The organism is Acinetobacter sp. 809848 (genome assembly GCF_000581275.1).
GTDB classification, from domain to species: Bacteria; Pseudomonadota; Gammaproteobacteria; order Pseudomonadales; family Moraxellaceae; genus Acinetobacter; species Acinetobacter pittii.
On record NZ_JEXG01000048.1, the window covers coordinates 1 to 21,297 of the forward strand.

A 21,297-nucleotide genomic window follows, 5' to 3' on the forward strand; every position below is an offset into this window, starting at 1 on the left:
ACCTTTTACAGTAGCTGCTATTTATGATTCAACTGTGATTGATGGCCAACAAGTTAGATCAATGTCGATGCTGACCATTAATGCAGATGACCACCCTTTCATGAGCCAGTTCCATAAACCAGAAGATGAGAAACGATCTATTATTGTTATCCCTGAAGATTATCGAGAAGATTGGTTGAACTGTAAAAAAGAAGATGCTGACCAGTTTTTCTTTGAGATGCCTGTCGATCAATTTCAAGCTAGATTTATACCTCGAATTTAAATTTTATCTAACACCTATCAAATCCCAGCGCTGTTCACACCCTTGTAGAACTGGGCAGTAGCTATTTTGGGTAAATTTAACTATTTGTCGAGGATCAAGAATATATGTTTGGTTCTCTCTAAAAGTCCCACCTTGATAATGCCTATAATCAGCCACTACTCTTTGATCACAGTTATTTATCATTGAAGCAGGAATACTATTTAGACTGATAACACAACTCCTCAAATTTGGATTATAGATAGTTTGTGAATTGTTGCTTTGCGTATTAACTACTGTTTTATGCCTATCTGGAGCAATATAGTCACATACCTCCTCTTTATTTGCAGCTCGGATTTCCGCTTGAGCTTTTCCATTGTGACATTGAGTAATAAGAAGTTTATTTATTGCACCATTACAATTTCCATCTTCAGCATCAATTTTTGCCTTAGACATTAAACATGCCCTGTTGCCGTTTCCAGTTCCTCCTCCTATACCTGCTAGAAGGCAATCATTGCCGCCTACACGAATATATTCGCCCGGGCAATCTGGTACACCTGTATCATGAAAAGACCAATTAACATGACCTCTCCAATCTGCAAAAGCTTGCTGGGTGAATATGCTTATTTGTAAGACAACTGCGAGTTCAAGTATTTTTATATATTTTTTCATGACATTTTCCTTTTTTAATTATGAGTTTAAATTTTAATCCTTTTAAATATATTACATATATATAATCTGACAAGCGGTCACAAAATATTCGCTACTCAACGTCAATTTTTGACTTCTATTTGTTTATCCACAACTTTTTAAATTTGAATTTAAAGCAACCTCTAGCATATCATCTTGAATATGTTACAAATTCAAGTTAGGGGATATTCTATGAGCGAAATTGCACCATCCATCATCCAGATAAAGCCGTACCTCACACAAAGTATTGTTTTATCTGAGGTCTTATCTATCAAGCAAGTTGTTCCAACTACTCATATGCTTATCCCTTATGCTTTAGAGAAGATCAACGCAGGCTTTCCATCCCCTGCCCAAGATTATATTGACAAAGCTCTCGATATGAATGAGCACTTAATAAAAAATGAAACTGCAACTTTCATTGTCAAAGTTGCTTCGCTCTCGATGCTTAATGCTGGGATTGATATTGATGACGAACTAATTGTCGATCGCAGTCTCGATGCAAAACACGGCGATATTGTCGTGGCACTAATTGATAATGATTTTACTGTTAAGCGTTTAATGATTGAAGAGTCTAGAAAATGGCTCAAAGCCGAAAATCCTGAATATAAAAATATCTATCTACAAGAAGGCCAAGAACTAATTATCTGGGGCGTTGTCACCTGCGTCATTAAAATGATAAGAAAATCATGAAACATGAGAATAAAGTCTTTTTCTTAATTGACGTCAATAATATGTACGTTTCATGTGAGAGAGTCTTTGACCCAAGTTTGAACAATAAGCCTGTGATTGTTCTCAGTAACAACGATGGATGCGCCGTGGCGCGTAGCAATGAGTCGAAAAATTTAAATATAAAGATGGGTGTGCCACTTTTCCAAATTAAAGACATTGTTCAGCAACATAACGTAATTGTACTTTCAAGCAACTATGCAATGTATGCCGAAATGTCACGGCGCTTTCATAAAATACTTTCTTCATACGTAACAGATGAAGAGGTTGAACCTTATTCGATTGATGAATGCTTTGTTGATTTCACTGCTTATGAGAAGAACTTTGATTTAGAGAAAGTTGGCCAGCAAATGCGCCAGCAATTATGGAAGTGGCTAGGATTGCCGGTTTGTGTTGGTATTGGCAGAAGTAAAACAGAATCAAAGATTGCAAATCATATTGCTAAAAAGAATCCCGGCTTTAACAGTGTATGCGATCTCGTAAGCATGGATCCGTGCAACAAAGAATACTACTTTGCTCAAATAGACGTTTCCGAAGTTTGGGGAGTGGGCCGAAAGCACTCAAAAAAGCTGCAAGCTATGGGTATTAGCAATGTTTTAGATCTAGCTTGTGCTGAACCTCGAGAGATGCAGAAAAAGTTTTCAATTGTGATGGCAAGGACGATATACGAATTACAAGGTATCTCATGCATTGAGATCGAGCATACTCCCCCATCCAAAAAACAGATTGTTGCCAGCCGATCTTTTGGCGGTCGTGTAACTGAACTAACAGATCTAAAAGAAGCTATCTCAATGTATGCTCAGGATGCATGTAAACGCTTAAGAGATGAAGGCTTGTTATGTGGATGTATGATTGCATTTGTTCAATCAAACCCTTTCGATCCCAATGTGCCATTTTACAATAAATCTATTACTGGCTCATTTTCCGAGCCAACAGATTGTGCAGTAGATTTTGTTAGAGCTGCGACAAGGATGTTGAACGATATCTACAAAGAAGGTATTAAATATAAGAAGTGCGGTGTTGTGCTGACATGTTTAGAACCCAAGTCTGGCCATACTTATGACCTGCTCACTGACTTTAGTCTGATAGAGAAAAAAGAATGTTTGATGCAGGCAATGGATGGTATCCATAGCAAATTTGGAAAGAAAAAGTTAGGGGTCGGACCATGTTTTGTTCCTGGTCGAAACTGGTCGATGTCGCGGGATAAATTGAGTAGAAATCCTTTCCTATGGAATGAGTTAATAAGAGTAAATTAACTACCAAGTCAAATTCATCAGTTAATAGTGACAAGTTAAATGAATTTCTGTAAATTACTGATAATAAAAAACTAAACTTTACCAAGATGAAATACTTTAATTTAATTCTTTTAACAATTTTTACAGTGATTAGCCTTTCTATTTCATTCTATTTTGTATTGAAATGCGGCTTTAAAATTACTGATCCCACTGTACTACTTACGTTAACTATATATTTCTTTTCAGGAATATCAACTTTAGGTGCTGTTTTATCTGCTATTTATACTTTGCATTTGCAAGCTAAAGCAAAAGAACCAAACTTTCTTTTAGAGACAACTAGCGTATATCAGGATGACAATCCTCCGTTTAGTAAGTATCGTTTTCAAATAGGGGTAAAAATGTTAAATATAGGAGAAAGTGCATTTCTATTAGAGATTTCCCTAAATCATAGAGGAATTAATCCTAGTGCTAGAATTAAATATGGAAATTTTGATACTAGAAATCAATTTGATATATTTAGAAGTATTACTGAAAATCAAGAACATCACTATATAGAACTTAACTACAATTCAAATGATAAAAATAACTTCTTAAGAGATATGTTAGCATTAAAACCTATTTTAATCTTAAAATATATAGATAGAAACCATTTACATCATGAGGATATTTACCAAATTAAATATAAACCTAAAAAAGGTTCAAACGTTCCATACTTTATTTTAAAGAAAGATTAATTTCGATAATTCAGAAGAAATATTAAAATAAACTTAAATTAGTTATTATAAATAAAATTGAGTATAAAAATTTATACTCAATTTTTAGTATGAATAAAATTTAATTAGAGGCTTCAGATATCAGAATATTTACACCTTTATTTTTCTGGTGGTTATAAGCTGATCCAAACTTATAGTCATTAAAATAATCATTTAATTCTTTTACATCAGATTCAAAGAGTGTGAAACGTACTCGCTTTTCAAGTATGATAGAAGGTATTGTTTCAAATCTAAGTTCTAAATAATACTCACCAGAATCCCAAATAAAATTCTGACTATGTATTTCTTTTAGAGTATCAACAAGCTCACTATTTGCCTCTACCAACTGATTATTAGCACCATTGACACGAATTTTTTCACTGATATTCATATCTACTGCAGTAAAAGCACTACGTGCTTTTTGCTCTTTATTTCTGTCTAAATTAATTGCAAACCAACAAACATGATCCCAAGACTCATCAGACGAGAGTTCGAAAGGAAAAAATAAATTAGCAGATTGAGATGTAGTACTCTCAAAATAACCATTACAACTTAAATTTTCAATATCCCTACCGTCTTTTACAATTTTGACATTCATACTTTTGATTTTCACTCTAGCACGACCTTTATTAGTCACGCCTAAATAAATGTTTATGGATGGGAAGCCTACCCAATGATGAAGAGTTATTTTATTATGAATTTCTAAATCTAGCTTATTTCCTTTCAACCAAATCCTAATATGAGGAAAAAGTGAAATAATTAACGCAACTAAAGCAACTAAAAAGCTCCAAAAGCCCCAATTTAGGTAAAGTGGTGTAATGCTATCTGTATTCATAGTATATGTAAGTAAATGCTTCAATGTTTTATATCATTAACAGAAAAATTCACCAACTAAAAATAGTCAAATTACTCAAGAAAGAATAATTTTCTATAAGGTATTAAAATTTATAAAAAAATATTATAAGCAGTATATCCTTTAGTAAAATATACTGCTAAATTTAGATTTTTATCACGTAATTCTATTAGCAATCCAACCATAAAAAAACTGTTCTTGAGAAGGATTGCGTTCACAAATTTCGATATAGCGTTGGCCCTGCATGATGTTGAGTACTCGCAGTAAGACTTTCTCACCCTCTTTGCCACGCTTGGCCAGAAAAGTTTTTAGAGCATTTAAAGTCACTGAACCATAAACCCCATCAACTTCAAGATCTGGAAAACCGGCTTTACCTTGATTATTCAGTAGGTTTAATGCACGTTGTAAAAGTGATTTCGCAAAGCCGGTACCGCAATTTACACCGGTATCTAAAAGCTCTTCAGCTACTGCAGAAGAAATGGCATTCACTTGGTCAAAACGAGGAGCTGTCCAATACTGCTTCTTATAAATAGCTTTGGCGACTTCAAGCGGTAAATCTTTCATGTTGCCTTTAAAACCGTTTGTCCGCGCTACTGCTTCAGTAATACCAAACTTGGTTGCCCCTCCTCGATCCGCAGGATTATTTACATAACCGCCTTCACGCTTAATCAAATCATCAAGATATTGTTCGATATTCATTTTTAATCACCTTTAACTTCTTTCTTTAACTCTTTAACAACTTCAACGATGTTTTTACCTTCCCGCTGATTTATAAAATTCGCCGTGAGACGGACAATGAACCAGCCGGGCAATCCACATGCAAAGAAAAATCCGCCAAGCGCTAAAACGCCCCAAATATTATTTACCCACTCATGTAGACCAAATTTCATAATAAAAAATGATCCACCCGTGATACTTGAAACCACTGTACAAATCAGCCCTACCGCCCACTCTTGCGGGTTTTTAGGCATCCGTATCATCATCACAACAAGTGCAATAAGAGCCGTACTTAAAATGACAACAATCGCCATACCGTAAATTTTAAAAAAGGCACTCGCGCCAGCAGTGCTAATAGGTTCAGCCATATTAGGCTCCTTAAATTTTGGTCAAAAAAAAGCACCCGATCGGGTGCTAAGGAAATGATTTAGATTACGCTTCAGAAGTACTTTGAGTTATCTGATTGGAATAATTCCAGTCGGTATTTTTCCATACATCACGTGCAGCAACACGAATGTAATAAGGCGTTGTTGCTTGAAGATCTTTAATCGTTTTCGTAAGTTCTGTACCAGTCCAAGTTGGACTTGTAGTTGTAGGATCAAAGTTCGGGGTACTGCTGAGCCAAATGGCATAGTCTTTCAAGTCTGGCACTTCGCTAGGTATCCAGCTTACAGTTATAGAATCATTTGTTGCTGATGTATAAATATTGGTAAGTAATGGCGGTACCGGATTACTAATACTGAGTTCAGCAAAAGAACTGATCTGTTCACCATTTTTACTGGCCACCCGAACTGTGTACGAGCGACCGATACCATCTTGCATAGCTTCTTCAATTGAATAACTAAAATCCGTATTGGTAGTATCTACCTCACGTATTTTCACGGCATCGGACCATACTTGAACGTGATAACCAGTTGCACCTGTTGCCACCTGCCACTGCACCTTGAAAGAAGTACCAATAAAAGGTGATTGCAACGATAAGCCTTTAACACTGGTAGTACGACCACCGGTTAAAGTATAGCTATAGGCCGTAACCTCATCTAAAGTTTGCTCTTTGCGTTCCAATCCGTTGAAACTGGTAAACTTTAAAAAGATCTGTTTACCTATAAGATTTTGGTTAAAACCATAATTGAATATTGCCTTATCTAAACGAACAAAAGGCTCACCTGCACTATGATTTTGAGCATCAGCAAAGCGCCCTCGCAATACATCACTTAATGTATATAGCCCTGTTCCGTTTAATGTGGCCACTTGATAATTAAAATACTCATCACCAACTTTACAAAGTGTTTGATCGGCTTGAGCATCTTCTAATGTACCGCTGAAGATCTGACTTGAAGTATTCAGCTCCACCTGTAAAGCAGTATCATCACTATCAATACCAGTGACAAGCTGACCATAACGCGCGGATCCATATACCGTACCAATCATTTCATAAGTTGTATCATCAAGGCTTACCCATACATTACAGCCACCCCAATTGATTCCACCGGATACAGCAATCCATACTTGATTTTGGCCATTGGAGAGATCTAGCGGGGGTTCAAATATTGCCGGTGCATTTACATTTCCAGCTTCTTCATTACCACCTTGATAACCATTAGAAGCCTGTAAATCATATTCAATTGCTGATCTTGAGCCTACGGCTAATTCTTCCGCTGTGACTGTCAACTCACCTTGTTCATCTTCCTCAATACGTGTGATACGCACGAGGAAACGATTCAAACCTAAAACCGGATCCGTTAAAGTTACAATATCCATTGGCTCTAACCGGCAATATTTCCAACCTAGGCGAAATTCATATTCATTACGCACATAAAGCAATCGTTGTAATCGTAGCTGTGCGGCATGACGGGCTATTTTAGGTTCACAAAAGAAATGATTCTCTACCGGATCTTCCGTACGCAATCCATACATTTCAATATTTGCCTGATCTTTGGCTTCTACTGTTTCGGTGTTGTACTGGTTATATCGATTGATGTATTCAATCTGTACATGATTATAAGCATCAGTATCACGGCTACGGCGTACTTGTACCGGTTCCTCATCGTCAATGAAGTCATCATCTGTCAGGTGATAAACCGGTGTGAGATTTGGCGTAAACGTAACGCCGTTGCCTGTTAGTGCAGAATCACCAAAGGATTTAATTTTTAGCCCGTCAGGGCTTGGTACCACCGCACAATTTACAGCTTCGACAATCTCATTAATCGTCTCGTATGCCGCACGTTGCTCAGTAAAGGCTGGGCTAATCAGCAAATTGGCCGCTCGACAATAAGTACGAAATTCTGAAAGATCTGCCATATTTAAATCAGGAGCAGCCCCATAGCGAGGATGTGTAATAAAGTCTTCAATCACATCTGCGGGATTAGCATCGTCAATAGTTTCTGACAATGTAATCGTGCTAATCACCTCAAAGTTATGATTTGAAAGGCTAGCGCTATTTCCCATCTCATAATTAGCACAAGCAACATATCCCAAATATGGATAGTTAATGGCCTGATCCGGATGCTTTGAAACTAACCACCCCCACGGCGGGTTATTATTCCCATCATATAATTCAAACTTTAACTGATCGATTGGATCTAAAGTAATAGATCCTTCTTGCTTAGGTACATATTGCTCTTTATCCACCCAAATTAGCCCGATCTTTTTAATCTGGTTCTCACATAAACCGAGCATGAGAGAAGCACTATAACTAAATGTGGTATTGCTCGTTTTACTGCCTCCACCTTTCCCGCCTGATTTAGTAACGGTTGTATGTGGAGTTGCCAAGAAATCACCATACCAAAACATATTCGCAGCTACGCGGGTTTTACCGTACAACAATGGCTGACATAGACCATAAGCAGACTGTTGAATACGCATAGAATTAATACGGGTATCCGTTGTACTAGTCGTTGTACTTCCAAATAATCCACCCATTATTTCAGCCTCTTCATACGATAAAAGCCCGCTATACGGCGGGCTAAACTTCCTTTGGTTCCATCTTGGATAATCACTCCCTGATGGAGATAACTGTGAATGACCTGCGGCCATTCGATGACAATTGCACCATGACTGATGCACTTGCCAAAATTATATAAAACGATGTCACCTGCTTGTGGTGGTCCTTCTACTGGATCACACACCCCTAAAATGAGCTCTAAATAGCGTTGCTCCATCTGGTGCAAGTGCCAGTCTGGTGGATATGGCCGTGGATCTAAATAGTCCATGAGGCCTACTTTCTCGTAGACCTCACAAATCAAAGTACCGCAGTCCACACCTACACCTTTTACACGGCCTTGGTGGTGGTATGGAGTACCTAGCCAAGTTAGCGCTTCATCTACGGCTTGTTGTCCAGTACTCATATTTACTCCATAAAAAAAGCCCCTTATTAATCGGGGCTTTTAATTCTTCAAAACAATTTGAGGGGGCGCGGGGTATGCATATGCATTTCTTGCATACTCAGCGATAGATTTCATATCACTATATCGATTGGCATCAGAGGATGAGCCCGCAGTAACAGCAATACCGATATAACCATTTTTGAGTCGAACGAATAACAGCATATTATAAATAGACGGCGCAAGCGTTCCAGTCTTACCACCAATCGCCCAAGGCTCACCGCTCACCACAGGATCTACAGAACTATCAACAACAACACTTCTAGGGTTACTACCTTGAATGCTAATCGTGTGATGTAACTGCCCCCAAATTGAAAGCATTGTTGCATTCTTGCTGGCATATACGCCAAGTTTAAGTAAATCACTTACCGTTGAAGAATGCCCGCTTGCGGCTAAACCAGATGGATTTTTAAAAGTTGTGCTGGTCATACCTAGCTCAGCAGCTTTGCTGTTCATTCTCGAAATGAATGTTGCAGTATCACCGCCTAAAAAAGCTCCTACACTTCTGGCCACTAGATTTGCTGAAGTATTACTTGAAGGAAGCATCATATTAAATAAAGCATCAAGCAAAGTGATTTGATCACCTTCTAGCAAATTATTTCCGCTGCCTGTTGCAATATCTCCAGTTGCTACAGTCAATAAAGTATTTAAAGTCATTCCAGACTCTAAAGCTACAATGACCGACATTACTTTCGTTACTGATGCAGGGGCGATAGAAGTACTAATAGACTTTGAGAATAAAAGCCCTGAATAGTTAGCATTTCCAGATAAATCAATTGGAACTAATCCCGCAGAAGTTGCTGTAAGTATTGGTAATACTGGCAAAGCTTCTATTTGCTTATTGTTGGTCGAAATCTTCTCGTCAATCACAGCCCCATCAACACCTTGCTTCAAGACATACTTAATCGGGTCGATAATATGCCCCCATGCTTGGGCCGTTGAGACAGAATGAGAATAAAGAAGGGTTGTATCAAATCCTGTTGTATCAACTGTAAAATCAAATGAAATAGTGGTATCTACAGTTGATTGCAAAGTGAATTGGATAATGCCGGTATTTGGAATGATTTCGTATTTTGTTGTTGCTGAAGATGTCAGTGCTTTAACAGTACCACCACTTTCTGCAAAACCTACTTTTGAAATCTCTTGTAAAATCCAGCCAAATTTATTTGCTTCACTTGCAAGACTAGAGTTATTTCCAAAATAAGAAATTCTGTAATAACAATCCGGATTAGCACCATTAATCTTGATATCAAGAATGTGTTTCTCTAATGCCTGAACTGTAGTATTCGCTGCAACTGCTGTGCGAGTTAGAGCAAGCATCGGGTAAAGCTTATCTCGATTTAGCGTTAATGAATCTTTACTCGTAAAAGGCGCTAAAGCATCTTCAACACTGATTTTACGCCATGCAGCAACACCTACTTTTTGCCAAACGATATCTGGTCGTGATGTTGTGCTTAGTTCCCAATATGCATATCCACTAAACTTGAAGCGTTTTAAAATTCCATAAGTTGCTGGAAAATCAGATGGAAAGTCCAACATGTCACTTACAGCATAAAGCCCTACCGCCAATAGATCAGAAATATTACTTCCTGAAACAAGACCTTTATCTGCTAAAGATACTGCAAGTGACTGCGTCACAGCTGCCGATGTAGCCGCCGCCGCAGACTCTTCAAGACTAATTTTACGCCATCCAGAAACACCAACTTTCTGCCATGTCACATCTGGTCGCGAAGTAGAACTTAACTCCCAATAAGCATATGAGCCAAACTTATATCGTTTCAATATGCCGAATGTTGCAGGGAAATCTGAGGGAAAATCGGTCATATTTGAAACTGAATACAGCCCAACATCAGTCAAATTCGTTATTGCTGAATTAGTAACTACACCTCTATTCACTAATGCAACACCCATAATCTCTGTTTTAGCCGCGTCAGTTTCTGCTGAGGTTGCTTGAGCCACCCAAGCAGACCAGCTTGCAACGAATCTACGAACATATAACTTTCCTGAAAACGTTAAATATTCATGCTGAGTTGAGTTTGAATTGCTATGTTTAACAACCCTCAAAGCACCGGCCTCATTAACAGGATAGCCACGGGAAGTATTAGCAACAATTGTATTGAGAGCTGTATAAGTTCCTGAAACTTTTAAGTCATCCAGATGATCTGTTTCTGTTAAAACCTTAAACGTGAAATTTGCGTTTGAATCAGCATAGTTTTTGGCATTCGATTCAGCGGTATTTGCTTTAGTGGTCGCGTCATTAGCTGCTGCTCCAGCTAAAGCCATTACCTCGCCATATGCATATTCCTTTGCACCAACCTCAGCCGTTACATCATCTACGCCAAGATAAATAATCGCGGTTTCACTGTCAGTACCATAAATACGCACCCACGGTCGCATATAAACTGCGTTAGTAACAGGTAATAATTCAAAGGATTTAGTAACCACACCATTTGAAACTTTGATAGATGATGTTTCTAAAACAGTATGGGAAATTGATTCCTTATTATGGTTTAAGTATTCAATACCAAATTGAATAGCATCATTTAAAGGATCACTTGAATTAATAGTCCGAAATAATGAAAATTTGGCTTGATACTTAGATTGACTATAGACAGCTGGTGCAGCGCGAGGAGCAATATATGTATCTATATTCTTAAATTTAATGACTTTTCCAATATTTGGAACTGTCGTCAAAATAACATTTACAGAAGGTATAAAAGTACTATTGAGTACTTCACCATAAAGCTCACTACTGAATAAGGTTATCGCATCACCAGCTCTATCAACATTTGAGTTAATGAAAGCATTTACGTTAGCTTTTAGATTCGATGCAACACTGTCCGCATAATTTTTAGCATTTTCTTCAGCTGTATCTGCTTTCGTTGACGCATCAATTGCAGCGGCAGTGATAGCTTCCGATTTAACAATGTCATCTGCATTATCAATATAAGGAAGCATTTCATTAACCAAAATAGCTTCAAGGTTATCATCAACCTCAATAGCTTTTTGATCTGCATAAGCAATCGCCCGATCTAAATCACTTATATTGGTAACGGTCCAATAATCACCGTCTGCTGAGCCTACAGGCTTTTCCCAACGCCAAACTTTCCCCGTATCCAAGGCCTTAGCATAGCTAGTATTTTCAACGGGTCGAGAGGCCCTTAATAATGAAGTTGACGAAAAAGAAGGGCTCTGTGCTTCAATCGATTTTAAGAAATCAATCAATAAACCAAGATTGGTTTTAAATAAAGCTTCGGTAACACTAGGGCCAATAAAGGAATCTTTGTTAGGAATAGCCATAATTTTTTCCCAAAAAAAAGCCCTGTTTTTAGGCAGGGCTTTAGGTTAAATATTAATGTATTAGACGGACGTTTCAGGAATTGGAACGAAAGGTGAACCTCGAAATCTGGCACGATTATTAAAACGGTTCACACAAGTTTCTAGACGCTTATCGCAACCAGGATAAACTTTAATTATTTGCCCTACACTCGGCACTTCCAGAAGCGGTAACGTCAATAACAACGCACCAGACTCATGTAACCTTACTGTTCGCTTAATTCCTGTATTGACGAACTCCACAACGCCTTGGGTAAACCAACCTTGAGGCTGACTTAAATTGCACAAAATACGATTAGAAGTACTACTTGCTTGCACTGAAGTAGTTACTGAAAAATTATCTCTTGATAACCCGCAAGCACCATCAAACAGCGTATTCAAACAACTCGGCTGATAAAGATTTCTAGGCATTTGAAGTTTTAGATTGTCCACATCAGAAACCACACTTGCATTAATTACATAGCGATCAAACTCAGGCTCAATAATCCGGCCTTCAAACAATACAATTGTGCCCGCACTGGTATCAGTCGGCGTATTCTCATCCATGAATATACGTTCTAATTTAAATCGGGCTCCATCTAAAATGCCATTATGAAAAGCCTGAACAACGGGTATATCACCGAATTTGGAGTTCTCAGCTGTTTCAATTGTGATGGATAAATTATCGACTTCGATACCTAGCGAAAGGGTGACACCATCACGGCTTATATTTGGTCCATCCGAACGAAACTCTTTACCACTAACCATCAAATTGATGTCATAGCTGGTATAGCGATATTCAATGCCTTGAATCGTAGTAATGGTGTACAAATCAGCCATAATGAATTGTTCAGCATCCAGCAAAGCAATTAGTTTCGGTGAGGCTTGTCTCATATCTTATTTCCCAATGAACCAATGAACTCAACTTTTTGTGCTTTCCATAGGTTGTTCATAAAATTTACATATTCCTGATCATCACCCTTGAATCGGCAACGGTAATAAAAAATACCACTCACTTGATATTCAATACCTGCCTCAATAGCTTGTGAAAGGATATGCTTACCATCCGAAGTGATTTGTGCAGTTGTAGAACTCCACATATTTTTTGATGTAGTTGCACTCCACATATTTTTAGTAGTGGTCTGATTCCACATATTTAAATTTACTATGGCCGAAGATACTGCCTGCGTGTTACCAAGCGGCATTTGAGTATCATAAAATTGCTTGTAAAGCTGGACAGTGGTTGTAGAACCATCGCTTAAATATTTACAAGTAAACTCATTATCTTGAGGCATCTTAAATAAGAATGAATCAAAGGCCCCTCTTCTGGCCAAGAAAAAGCCTTCCAATTGCTTAAGTTCATTTCGCCCCTTACCTTCTCTTAAAAAAGCATAAGAGAGAGAAATTTCATATTTTGGCATAGCTTGAAAACTAGCCCTGAGTTCACGGCCGCTAATTGAAGTCATGATCTTGGTATTAAACATAGGGGTCTTTGAAAGATCCCACTCAAGGCCAGCTAACTCAGGAAATAATACGTTAGACACTTATAACCCCTTATTTTCCATTCTTACCAAATCCACGAACATAGCTTTGCAAACCACTAGCAACTGCACGACCATTATTTTTTAATAACCGCTCAATACTCCTAGCATCTACGGCGCTAATATGAATAGTCGGTCCAGCACCCCCACCTTCAGCGGCTGCAGCTGCTCCGAAACTTGCACCACTACGCATAGCTTTGCCCATTTCACGAATGGTATTTGCATGTTGTGAAGGTAAAACCATTTCGTCTTCGTGAAGCTGAGTAACTGGGTTCACACCGGATGGAATGTCATAACCGCCTCGAGCAGATTTAATCTTGCCCGCTAAGCCAGCCACTAAACCGAATGCAGCAGCACCGGCACCGACGGCGAGAATTGGTCCAATGTATGGAATAGCAACCATTGCTTTAAAAGCTCCGGCCATTGCTTCCCAAGCCGACATCATGATGCCCTTGATAGCTTCGGCAGCCTTAAGGCCCAATCGAGCTAAACCACCAGCAGCTGTAACACTGGTACGAGTTGCTTCACCAGCAATTGTTGCCCCTGTTTGTGCAGCTTGGCCAGAAGCTTCAGCCGCCGTTTCAGCTCCAACAAAACCGAGCTTACGTGCTAACTTAATCGCTTGGATTCTGAGCCAGCCTTGGAGCTCTTTAGTAGCTGATTGCAATGCAAATGCGCCCATATCAGCTAGCACCGCTTTAGTTGCATTACTCCAAGTCAAGGTTCCATTCATAAGTGATTGAATGCCCTGATCCCAAAGGTTTGCAAGCCGAGAAGTGAACCCACCAAACTTAGCCTCAAAGTCTTTCATTTCCGCATCACTAATTAAGCCCATAGACTTAGTGTCAGAAACTTTCTGATCTGACTCTAAATCAGAAATATTGTTTGTGATTTGGTTTTGATTACCCTGTTTGCCTGTAATTCCGGTTTGCTCGTTCTCAAGTGCCAGACGCTCTAAAAGACCTTGCCGCTTAATTTCGCGTAACTGATCTTCTAGTTGCTTTTCCAACTGAACTTTACGTACATTTGAAATTTTCTTGGCATCATATTCAGCTTGGATCCGTGCCGCTTCTATTTCATATAGACGTTGTGCTTGCTGTTGATAATTGTCTATCTGTTCTTCACGAGCTTTTTTGTAGTCCTCAAACTCTTTTAAACGAATAGCAATAATCTTGTCAGAAGCATCCTTTTCGGCTTTGATTTTAGCAGCGGCTTTTTCATCGGCAGTCATCTTAGATTTTTCAATCTCATCTAATGCTTTCTGAAGATCTAAAGCGACTTTCTTTTCTTCAGATGCATATTTATACCGAATATCTGCAAGTGTTTTAGCTGCCTGCTCAGCCTGACGTTGACGCTCTTTAGCCTCTTGCTCAGCTTTAGATTTAGCCGATGCCTTAGATCCACCCTTGTCATCTTTTACACCAGTACCGATACCTTTATTAATACTTGGTGGTTGAGCACCAATACCCAATTTTGGCGCACTTGGTGTTTCTATTTGTTTTGTAGGATCCTTATAAACATAGTTGGTAATTTTTTTGCCACCGGCCGAAGTAACATCAAGAATCCTTTGCCCAGCCGTAACAAGTGAATTTGCCGCTGTTGTTGCCCCGCTGTTCCATGAGTTCTTGAGGTCATTCATTCGTCCTTTCATTTGGTTGGTATAACGTTCAGTAATACCACCTAGCTGAGATAAACCGCCCTCCCATGCAGCCTTAGCACCTGAGAAATTGAAGTGAAGAATATTATTAACGACACTACCGAAGGTTTGAAATTTAACTTGAAGTACATCTAAACCGAACTGAATGGTGTTGCGTACCATGTCAAATCCAGCCATGAGACCATTAAATGCAATGATTAAGGCTTGGCAAACTGTAACCACCACAGCTCTGATAATTGCAAATGCAGATTGAATAGCAACCTGCAAACCTGTTGCAACAATACCTAAAGCTCTTAAAGCTACTGATACAGCATCCATGAAGCCAATTTGTGATATTGAACCATCCCCAATATCACTAGTTAAATCTTTCCAAATGCCCCCAATGGTATTAAAGATTTCACCAACAATACCAAATAGACTTTCAAAAATTCCAATAATTGACTTTATCGAATCATCAATACCTTCTTTAGATTCGACTGCAAAAGTCAAAAATCTATTTGCAAGATCTGTTAATGCTGGTGCCGCTTGTGCCGCCATGCGAGTCATTACACCTTGCAACGTAGACTCTATTGTTCCTAAAGCAGTATTGAACTCCTTAGTCGACTCCATGGCTTCTGTGCTCATAATGACGCCTAGGTCATGAGCTTGTTTTGCATATTCTTTTAGTTTTTCTGCATTGTTATCGAGTAAAGGTGCTAATAAAGTTGCATCATTCGCAATTGCCTCCATGTAGAAGGTCATTTCAGCCTGTGAAACATTTGCCTTTTGTAGGGTTTGGTAGTATTTCTCAAGAATCTGAGGTCCTGATAAACCCTGAAACTCTTTTGCAGTAACTCCAACTTTAGGGGCGATTTTTTCAAAGAAGTCGGCCATTTCACCGCCACCCGTTTGCATAAAATCACCAAACTTATCGTTTACATCCTTCATGATGTCCGAAAGTTTGTCTTGCTCTACATTTACCTTGCTAGCCGCAAAAGCCCACTCTTGAAATTCTGTTGTGTTTGCATTAGCTAAACGGGATTGAATTTCAATTTCTTTTGATGCTTTGCCAACCGCTGATACTAAGTCTGGTATTGCACCTATAGCTTCCGCAGCTGTTCTAGCTATCTCCTCGCCAATACCTAAAAGAAAGCCGCCTTTAATTAGTGAGAAACCACCTGTTAAAGATTCTTTAATGTCATTACCAACACTCTTAAACTTATCTGAAATGTTGTTAGCAAAATTATTAAGTTCAGACCTCATTCCTGATAGATCAATTTTAAGATCTATACCTTGACTCGAATTTTCGATTTTCTTTGTTGAGTCTGAAACTATTTTTTCTGCGTCTTTCATCCCCTCTTTTAGTTCAGAGGTCTTGGCACCGACATGAACTTCAACACGGTTATTATTCGCCATAACTTCCTCACAGGCATAAAAAAAAGCCCCTTTAAAGGAGCTGTGGAGAAATAAAAAAGCCTTGCAATAGCAAGGCTTTATAAAAATGATTATGGCAGATTAATTAGCCATATTTTTTTGCAAAATCTTCATCAGAACTGCAAAGATAAAGGATGCCCTCGATAAAGGCGATAATTGCTGGAATAAAGGTCCAGCAGAAAATAAGATATAGGATACCTTGGCCAACTCTACCCAAATAGAATTTATGAGCCCCAAACCCACCTAGAAGCAAAGCAAATACGCCAGCAGCCACCTTACTTTTTCGCCCAGTGATTCTAACATCTTGCTGTCTTACACCACATTTAGGGCAAATTTCTGCACGAACATCAATTTGTTGGCCACAGGCATAACAAAATTTTGTTTGAGTCATAATTTCACCAATTATTATAAAGTTCGTACAATCTAACAAACTGGTTACTTAATGTCACATTAAAAATATAAGGGCGGCCTTAACCACCCTGCTGGAAACTTTCTAAAACCTCAAGCATATCGTCTTCATCATCATCTGAGACGGTGACTTCTGACGGCTTTTCTTCCATTTCAAAGAGAGTTTCAATAATACGGCAGAGCCTTTGAATTCCGACATTTGCGGGAGGAATCTTATACTGATACGCACTTAATGCTCTTAATCTAGGTAGATCCATTTCATTGATTACATAGTCGTAATCTTTACCCATGGTCAGCACTAAATGCGTGTACAGCTCCTCCCAGTCTATTCCCCCGAGCCACCTGCAGCGCCGTCATTATTTCCTTTAAGACCAGACACAGACATTACAGCTTCCATCACTTCTGTGAGCTGATCCATAAATAGCATCTCTGCTACATCATCACGAGTAATGTCGGGGTAATTTCGCTTCAAAGATTTGTGTGCCACATCAATCACAGTGCCGACATCATCTGGCTTGAATGATTGAAGTGCCGGCAATAGTTTTTCAACTGCACCAAGAGACAATGGAGCAAAAACAAATGGTTGACCATCAACAATAACTGTAGAGCCACGAGGGTTTTCAACTTGCTTAAATTGCATTTGTTATTACTCCGATAAATCGATTTTGAAAACACGGTTAAGGTCATCAGCCATAGGCTGGAATTCAAATTCAGGAATGTCGTAATCGTCCTGCTTTGAACTGAACCCAAGCTTATTACTAGTACAACGGTAGAAATTCATGTGCATGAATTTGCCCTTGTAATCTCGTTGCAGATCTAATGCAAACTCAGGTGTATAACCCATGTCTAAGTTAGATACGGTGATTGACTTACCGCCTGCAACTGTTGCCGAATATCGGAAGCTAATAAAAACTATCTTACCAACATCGGCAGTTGCAAATGTATATGCACCTGTTACGTTATCTACGCTGTATTGCCCTGCCACTGGCGCTGATGCCACACGTTTAAGTGGAATGGCCTTCCCGTCTGTAACACCTAAATCCTTAACAAAAGTGCCAGCATTTGGAACTACAGGTGTAACCAAGCCGCCTGTCTGAATAGTTTCACCATTAATGGTTTGAGATACTGTCTCAATCCCACCTTCAGCAACTACACCACCAAAGAAAATGGAATTTAATAATGTGCCATTAATACGGCCGAACGATGCTTTACCTTTAATTGAGCCTTTACCACGAGCAGCATCTACGGCGAACTGTCCTCGGCCATAGAGTTCTTTTAAGTCGAAACTAATATCGACACCTACCGACTGCAACACCCCCACTTCAACGGGAGTTGGATTACTAATCGGCTGCCCATAAACATCTTGAATCGGTGTAGCAAAGATCTTGCCGGCACCAAATAAATATTGAGCCATTTGTTTTGACCTCTCTAAAATGACAAAACCGCCATCGAGGCGGTCATAAAATGAATGTTTTGTTAATTGGTTGTGAGTATCCGGATAGGGATAATGGCAATCGCCTGATCATCCAGCATGTTTTCTACTGCTTCATATACTTCTACTGTGCCCTCGATCCAGCAATGCTCTACCAAACCACCTAAGGTTTGATATTCGCTAAATTCTGGATGTTCTGGCTTGATAGCTTCACGTACACGATCAATAAAGATATTCATCTGTGATGATGGAGGCTTTGCAGTGTCCGACTCATGGATATAGAGATAAACCTCGGCAGCAAGTTCAACTTTTGAATCTAAACCATGTACAGGAACTTCCTGTTGATTGCCCTGTGTTATAAACATGGCTGGGCGTTGTTCTGGTGTCACATGATTAAAGTGACGTAAACGGCGACTAACTGTAATAAGTCCTTCCACCTTTGTATTTAACCGATCAAATAAGGCTTGATAGATTGCTTCGCTATCCACTCGCTAAACCCCGCTCAATTGCTGCATCAATATTTTTCGGCACAATCTTGGCCACCATGTCTAGTGAATCACGCATAAAACGTAATTCTCTAAATCTGACGTTTCTCGAATGAGCCTTAATATTGACTTGAACTGGTGATATAGGTCGGCCAAAAGCTTGTTTAATTGTCCTAAGATGAGCTTTAACGCCCATCGATCCATTTAAGCCAAACTCATGTGCAGGTGCATAAGGTACCAAAGCACCACCAGCTCCCACCGTTCCCTCAATCGAATCCTTATCCTCATCAACTTTAGATGAAACGGAACCACGTAAGCGGCCAGACTGAACTTTTAAACGCTGGCCACTCAGCATATCTTCCTGAATCGTTCGCTGTAAGCGTAAAGTAAGTGCGTTTACCGTGCGTCTTATTTCAAACCTAACGCGATCATTCATATCATCAAAGTTGACTTGGCAATCAACACGATAATCGCTCATAACCTTTTACTCTTTAGCGGAGGTCGCCGATTTCTTTGGCTCAACCACTTCGACATAACGCTCAAAACCTAAGGGTTTTAAAATATGGATAATGTCATCCTCAGCTTCTAAAACGCCGTTTTTGATATCTAGGTTTTGACCAGCAATAACAACTTTAGTTGGCTTATAACCTTGGGGTGCCTGATATTTAAAAGGCATGGGAATCTCCTATACGACAAAACACCCAACACCTAAACGGTTAGGATTGGTGCCTTCATCATCAATTGGAATTGAATTTTTTAATGCAAGGTAACGCTGGCCATACATGCTTAGATCATAAAAAGCTTCTTTCGATGATCGTGAATAACTCACACTTTGACCCGCAATTGTCATGCTTGAGGCAGTACCAAAAGCAGCACCATTGCCGCTTGCAGTACCGACTTTAAGAATATGTGCTGCATATAGACCTACAGCACGTTCCTTTAATGCCCCAAACTCAATTTGAGATACGACCAAATCTGCTTCTTCCAATGCATCCTGAATTTTTGCATCAGGCAAATTGACTAAGGATGTATCAGTCGAGAATTTCTGGCGAAACGTTTGTACGTCCATAGGTCCACCTTATTCCTTAGCTTGAGCTAACTTTGCCTGAAGCTGCTCAAGTGTTTCATCATCACTGAACGTTACTTCAAGCGCGGCTAGTTCAGCTTTCACGGCGGCAAAAGCTGCTTCATCTGCTGCCTTGGCTGCGTCACTGGCTGCATCGTTTTGTTTGCCACCCCTGCCGCCTCGTCCACCGGTTTTACCTGCTGCTTTTGGCTCATCATCTGGGATTTCCTGAATATCAAGCTCTCCAGATTCAACAAGGTGTTTAGCAAACTTATTCTCAGCAAGTTTGTTATGCACATCTTCTTCAATTAGTGTTGCCACACCTGCGGGTAAAACAGCCACACCAGAAAAAACAAAAGCGGCTTGAGAGCCGCTATAGGTATATGAATATTTCATACTGTTTTAATCCTTATACATGATCCAAGTAACGAAGAGAGTCAACACGCTTTAACCACACGCCTTGATATTTGTAGTGACCAGGTACTTTGATATCTAAGCCCACTGGTTGAGCTGCCAAGAATGTGACGTCATTACATTTCATTTGAATGCATGATGGGTCACGGCGATAAATAATTGAACGGTCTGCACCAGCAGTACCCTTACCGTTTGATCGAGCTAGACCACGGATGGTTAATGGCTTAGTTTGAGTGGCGAAGATATTATTTTCTTCAATGAACTTTAAGAAAGTTTTGCCACCAGAATCAGGGACGATTCGAGTTGAAAGATGCTTATACTGATTTGATGCCATCAAATAAGTGTCAGGCTGAACCGAAACATCACCATCAATTTGATCTTCTGCATCAGCTAAGCTTGAGTTGAAATCAGATAGTACTTCTTCAATAGTTGCTGTTGCCCAATTATGTTGAGCAGTAACAACGGTTACACCAGTTTGATTTAAAAAACCTTTAACCCCAGTTAGGGCGTTGCCATACCATGCAATGTTGCTTAAGTGTTTTTCAGCTGCTAAACGTGCTGCTTGAACCTTATCAGCCTCAAGAGCTACATTTAGTTTTTGTGCGGCTTCCAATTCAAGGATTGAATATAAATAACCAATACTACCAACCTTAATTGGCAATGAAACAGTGTCATAGTCGACTTCTGCTAATGGAATATCATTCCCTGTACCTGAGTGATCTTTACCAATACCTACGCCTTTTTTACGGGTTAAGACCTCACCGCCACCATAAACACCACTTACAGGCTTGACAGGAATGTACTTCGCGTAATCCATGACTTGTTGGAGTTGAGGGTCCATGTCGTTAAATTCTTCCAACTTAACGAACAATTGGGCCAAAGCATCAAGGTTGAATGCATCACCGATATTTGCCTGAACCACTTGAGCTACTGGTGTTAAACGTAGCTTCATTGCTGCCAATTTACTCATAA

Annotated in this window: 23 protein-coding genes and 1 pseudogene; 4 read left to right on the plus strand and 20 right to left on the minus strand. The window is 39.3% G+C overall.

Features of this window, described 5'->3' with window-relative positions:
- A pseudogene (locus J536_RS21960) lies at positions 1-262 on the plus strand (SOS response-associated peptidase); the annotation flags it as partial.
- Between the two features lie 3 nt (positions 263-265).
- Here J536_RS21960 and J536_RS21965 read toward each other — a convergent pair.
- Positions 266-910, minus strand: coding sequence for a hypothetical protein (locus J536_RS21965; protein ID WP_032063938.1), 645 nt, complete (start codon positions 908-910; stop codon positions 266-268).
- Positions 911-1,120: 210 nt separating this feature from the next.
- Here J536_RS21965 and J536_RS21970 point away from each other — a divergent pair, with 210 nt between their 5' ends.
- The 3 genes from J536_RS21970 (at position 1,121) to J536_RS21980 (ending at position 3,623) form a co-directional block, all read left to right on the plus strand.
- Complete coding sequence (locus J536_RS21970) at positions 1,121-1,618, plus strand: LexA family protein (RefSeq protein ID WP_032063939.1); 498 nt, start codon at positions 1,121-1,123, stop codon at positions 1,616-1,618.
- Positions 1,615-2,910, plus strand: a complete 1,296-nt coding sequence (locus J536_RS21975) for a Y-family DNA polymerase (protein WP_032063940.1) — start codon at positions 1,615-1,617, stop codon at positions 2,908-2,910. The genes J536_RS21970 and J536_RS21975 overlap by 4 nt, the downstream gene beginning before the upstream one ends.
- 86 nt (positions 2,911-2,996) lie before the next feature.
- Positions 2,997-3,623 carry a hypothetical protein gene (locus J536_RS21980; protein WP_032063941.1) on the plus strand — a complete coding sequence of 209 codons (627 nt, stop codon included), beginning with the start codon at positions 2,997-2,999 and terminating at the stop codon, positions 3,621-3,623.
- 100 nt (positions 3,624-3,723) lie between these two features.
- Here J536_RS21980 and J536_RS21985 read toward each other — a convergent pair whose 3' ends face one another.
- The 19 genes from J536_RS21985 to J536_RS22075 all read right to left on the minus strand — a co-directional run bounded on the left by J536_RS21985 (position 3,724) and on the right by J536_RS22075 (position 21,295).
- A complete protein-coding gene (locus tag J536_RS21985) occupies positions 3,724-4,476 on the minus strand; it encodes a hypothetical protein (RefSeq protein WP_032063942.1) in 753 nt (250 codons plus the stop codon).
- Between the two features lie 174 nt (positions 4,477-4,650).
- On the minus strand, positions 4,651-5,193 hold the full coding sequence (locus J536_RS21990; RefSeq protein ID WP_032063943.1) for a glycoside hydrolase family 108 protein: 543 nt from the start codon (positions 5,191-5,193) through the stop codon (positions 4,651-4,653).
- Between the two features lie 2 nt (positions 5,194-5,195).
- Complete coding sequence (locus J536_RS21995; RefSeq protein ID WP_032063944.1) at positions 5,196-5,579, minus strand: hypothetical protein; 384 nt, start codon at positions 5,577-5,579, stop codon at positions 5,196-5,198.
- A gap of 64 nt (positions 5,580-5,643) precedes the next feature.
- Entirely contained in the window at positions 5,644-8,133 is a 2,490-nt protein-coding gene (locus J536_RS22000) for a phage tail protein (protein ID WP_032063945.1), read from the minus strand.
- Complete coding sequence (locus J536_RS22005; protein WP_032063946.1) at positions 8,133-8,558, minus strand: C40 family peptidase; 426 nt, start codon at positions 8,556-8,558, stop codon at positions 8,133-8,135. The genes J536_RS22000 and J536_RS22005 overlap by 1 nt, the downstream gene beginning before the upstream one ends.
- Positions 8,559-8,597: 39 nt before the next feature.
- Positions 8,598-11,894 (minus strand): serine hydrolase, encoded by a 3,297-nt coding sequence (locus J536_RS22010; protein ID WP_032063947.1) that lies wholly within the window; start codon positions 11,892-11,894, stop codon positions 8,598-8,600.
- Positions 11,895-11,954: 60 nt separating this feature from the next.
- A complete protein-coding gene (locus tag J536_RS22015) occupies positions 11,955-12,803 on the minus strand; it encodes a DUF2163 domain-containing protein (RefSeq protein WP_032063948.1) in 849 nt (282 codons plus the stop codon).
- A complete protein-coding gene (locus J536_RS22020; protein ID WP_032063949.1) occupies positions 12,800-13,453 on the minus strand; it encodes a DUF2460 domain-containing protein in 654 nt (217 codons plus the stop codon). Before J536_RS22020 ends, J536_RS22015 begins: the two co-directional genes overlap by 4 nt.
- Positions 13,454-13,463: 10 nt before the next feature.
- On the minus strand, positions 13,464-16,502 hold the full coding sequence (locus J536_RS22025) for a tail protein (protein ID WP_032063951.1): 3,039 nt from the start codon (positions 16,500-16,502) through the stop codon (positions 13,464-13,466).
- Between the two features lie 103 nt (positions 16,503-16,605).
- Entirely contained in the window at positions 16,606-16,911 is a 306-nt protein-coding gene (locus J536_RS22030; protein WP_032034283.1) for a TM2 domain-containing protein, read from the minus strand.
- Between the two features lie 79 nt (positions 16,912-16,990).
- Positions 16,991-17,218: a hypothetical protein gene (locus J536_RS22035; RefSeq protein WP_171071509.1), complete on the minus strand. Its 228-nt coding sequence runs from the start codon at positions 17,216-17,218 to the stop codon at positions 16,991-16,993.
- A 35-nt stretch (positions 17,219-17,253) separates the two neighbouring features.
- A complete protein-coding gene (locus J536_RS22040) occupies positions 17,254-17,568 on the minus strand; it encodes a hypothetical protein (RefSeq protein ID WP_032063955.1) in 315 nt (104 codons plus the stop codon).
- Between the two features lie 6 nt (positions 17,569-17,574).
- Positions 17,575-18,342, minus strand: coding sequence for a hypothetical protein (locus tag J536_RS22045; RefSeq protein ID WP_032063956.1), 768 nt, complete (start codon positions 18,340-18,342; stop codon positions 17,575-17,577).
- A 62-nt stretch (positions 18,343-18,404) separates the two neighbouring features.
- Positions 18,405-18,848 (minus strand): hypothetical protein, encoded by a 444-nt coding sequence (locus J536_RS22050; RefSeq protein WP_032063957.1) that lies wholly within the window; start codon positions 18,846-18,848, stop codon positions 18,405-18,407.
- On the minus strand, positions 18,841-19,323 hold the full coding sequence (locus tag J536_RS22055) for a hypothetical protein (RefSeq protein ID WP_032063958.1): 483 nt from the start codon (positions 19,321-19,323) through the stop codon (positions 18,841-18,843). The genes J536_RS22050 and J536_RS22055 overlap by 8 nt, the downstream gene beginning before the upstream one ends.
- Positions 19,324-19,329: 6 nt before the next feature.
- The gene (locus J536_RS22060; RefSeq protein WP_032063959.1) at positions 19,330-19,521 is read right to left on the minus strand and encodes a hypothetical protein; all 192 of its coding nucleotides are present in this window, start codon (positions 19,519-19,521) and stop codon (positions 19,330-19,332) included.
- A 9-nt stretch (positions 19,522-19,530) separates the two neighbouring features.
- Positions 19,531-19,914, minus strand: coding sequence for a DUF4054 domain-containing protein (locus tag J536_RS22065; protein ID WP_032063960.1), 384 nt, complete (start codon positions 19,912-19,914; stop codon positions 19,531-19,533).
- A gap of 9 nt (positions 19,915-19,923) precedes the next feature.
- Positions 19,924-20,307 carry a hypothetical protein gene (locus J536_RS22070; RefSeq protein ID WP_032063961.1) on the minus strand — a complete coding sequence of 128 codons (384 nt, stop codon included), beginning with the start codon at positions 20,305-20,307 and terminating at the stop codon, positions 19,924-19,926.
- Between the two features lie 13 nt (positions 20,308-20,320).
- Complete coding sequence (locus J536_RS22075; protein ID WP_032063962.1) at positions 20,321-21,295, minus strand: DUF2184 domain-containing protein; 975 nt, start codon at positions 21,293-21,295, stop codon at positions 20,321-20,323.
- Between the last annotated feature and the right edge of the window lie 2 nt (positions 21,296-21,297).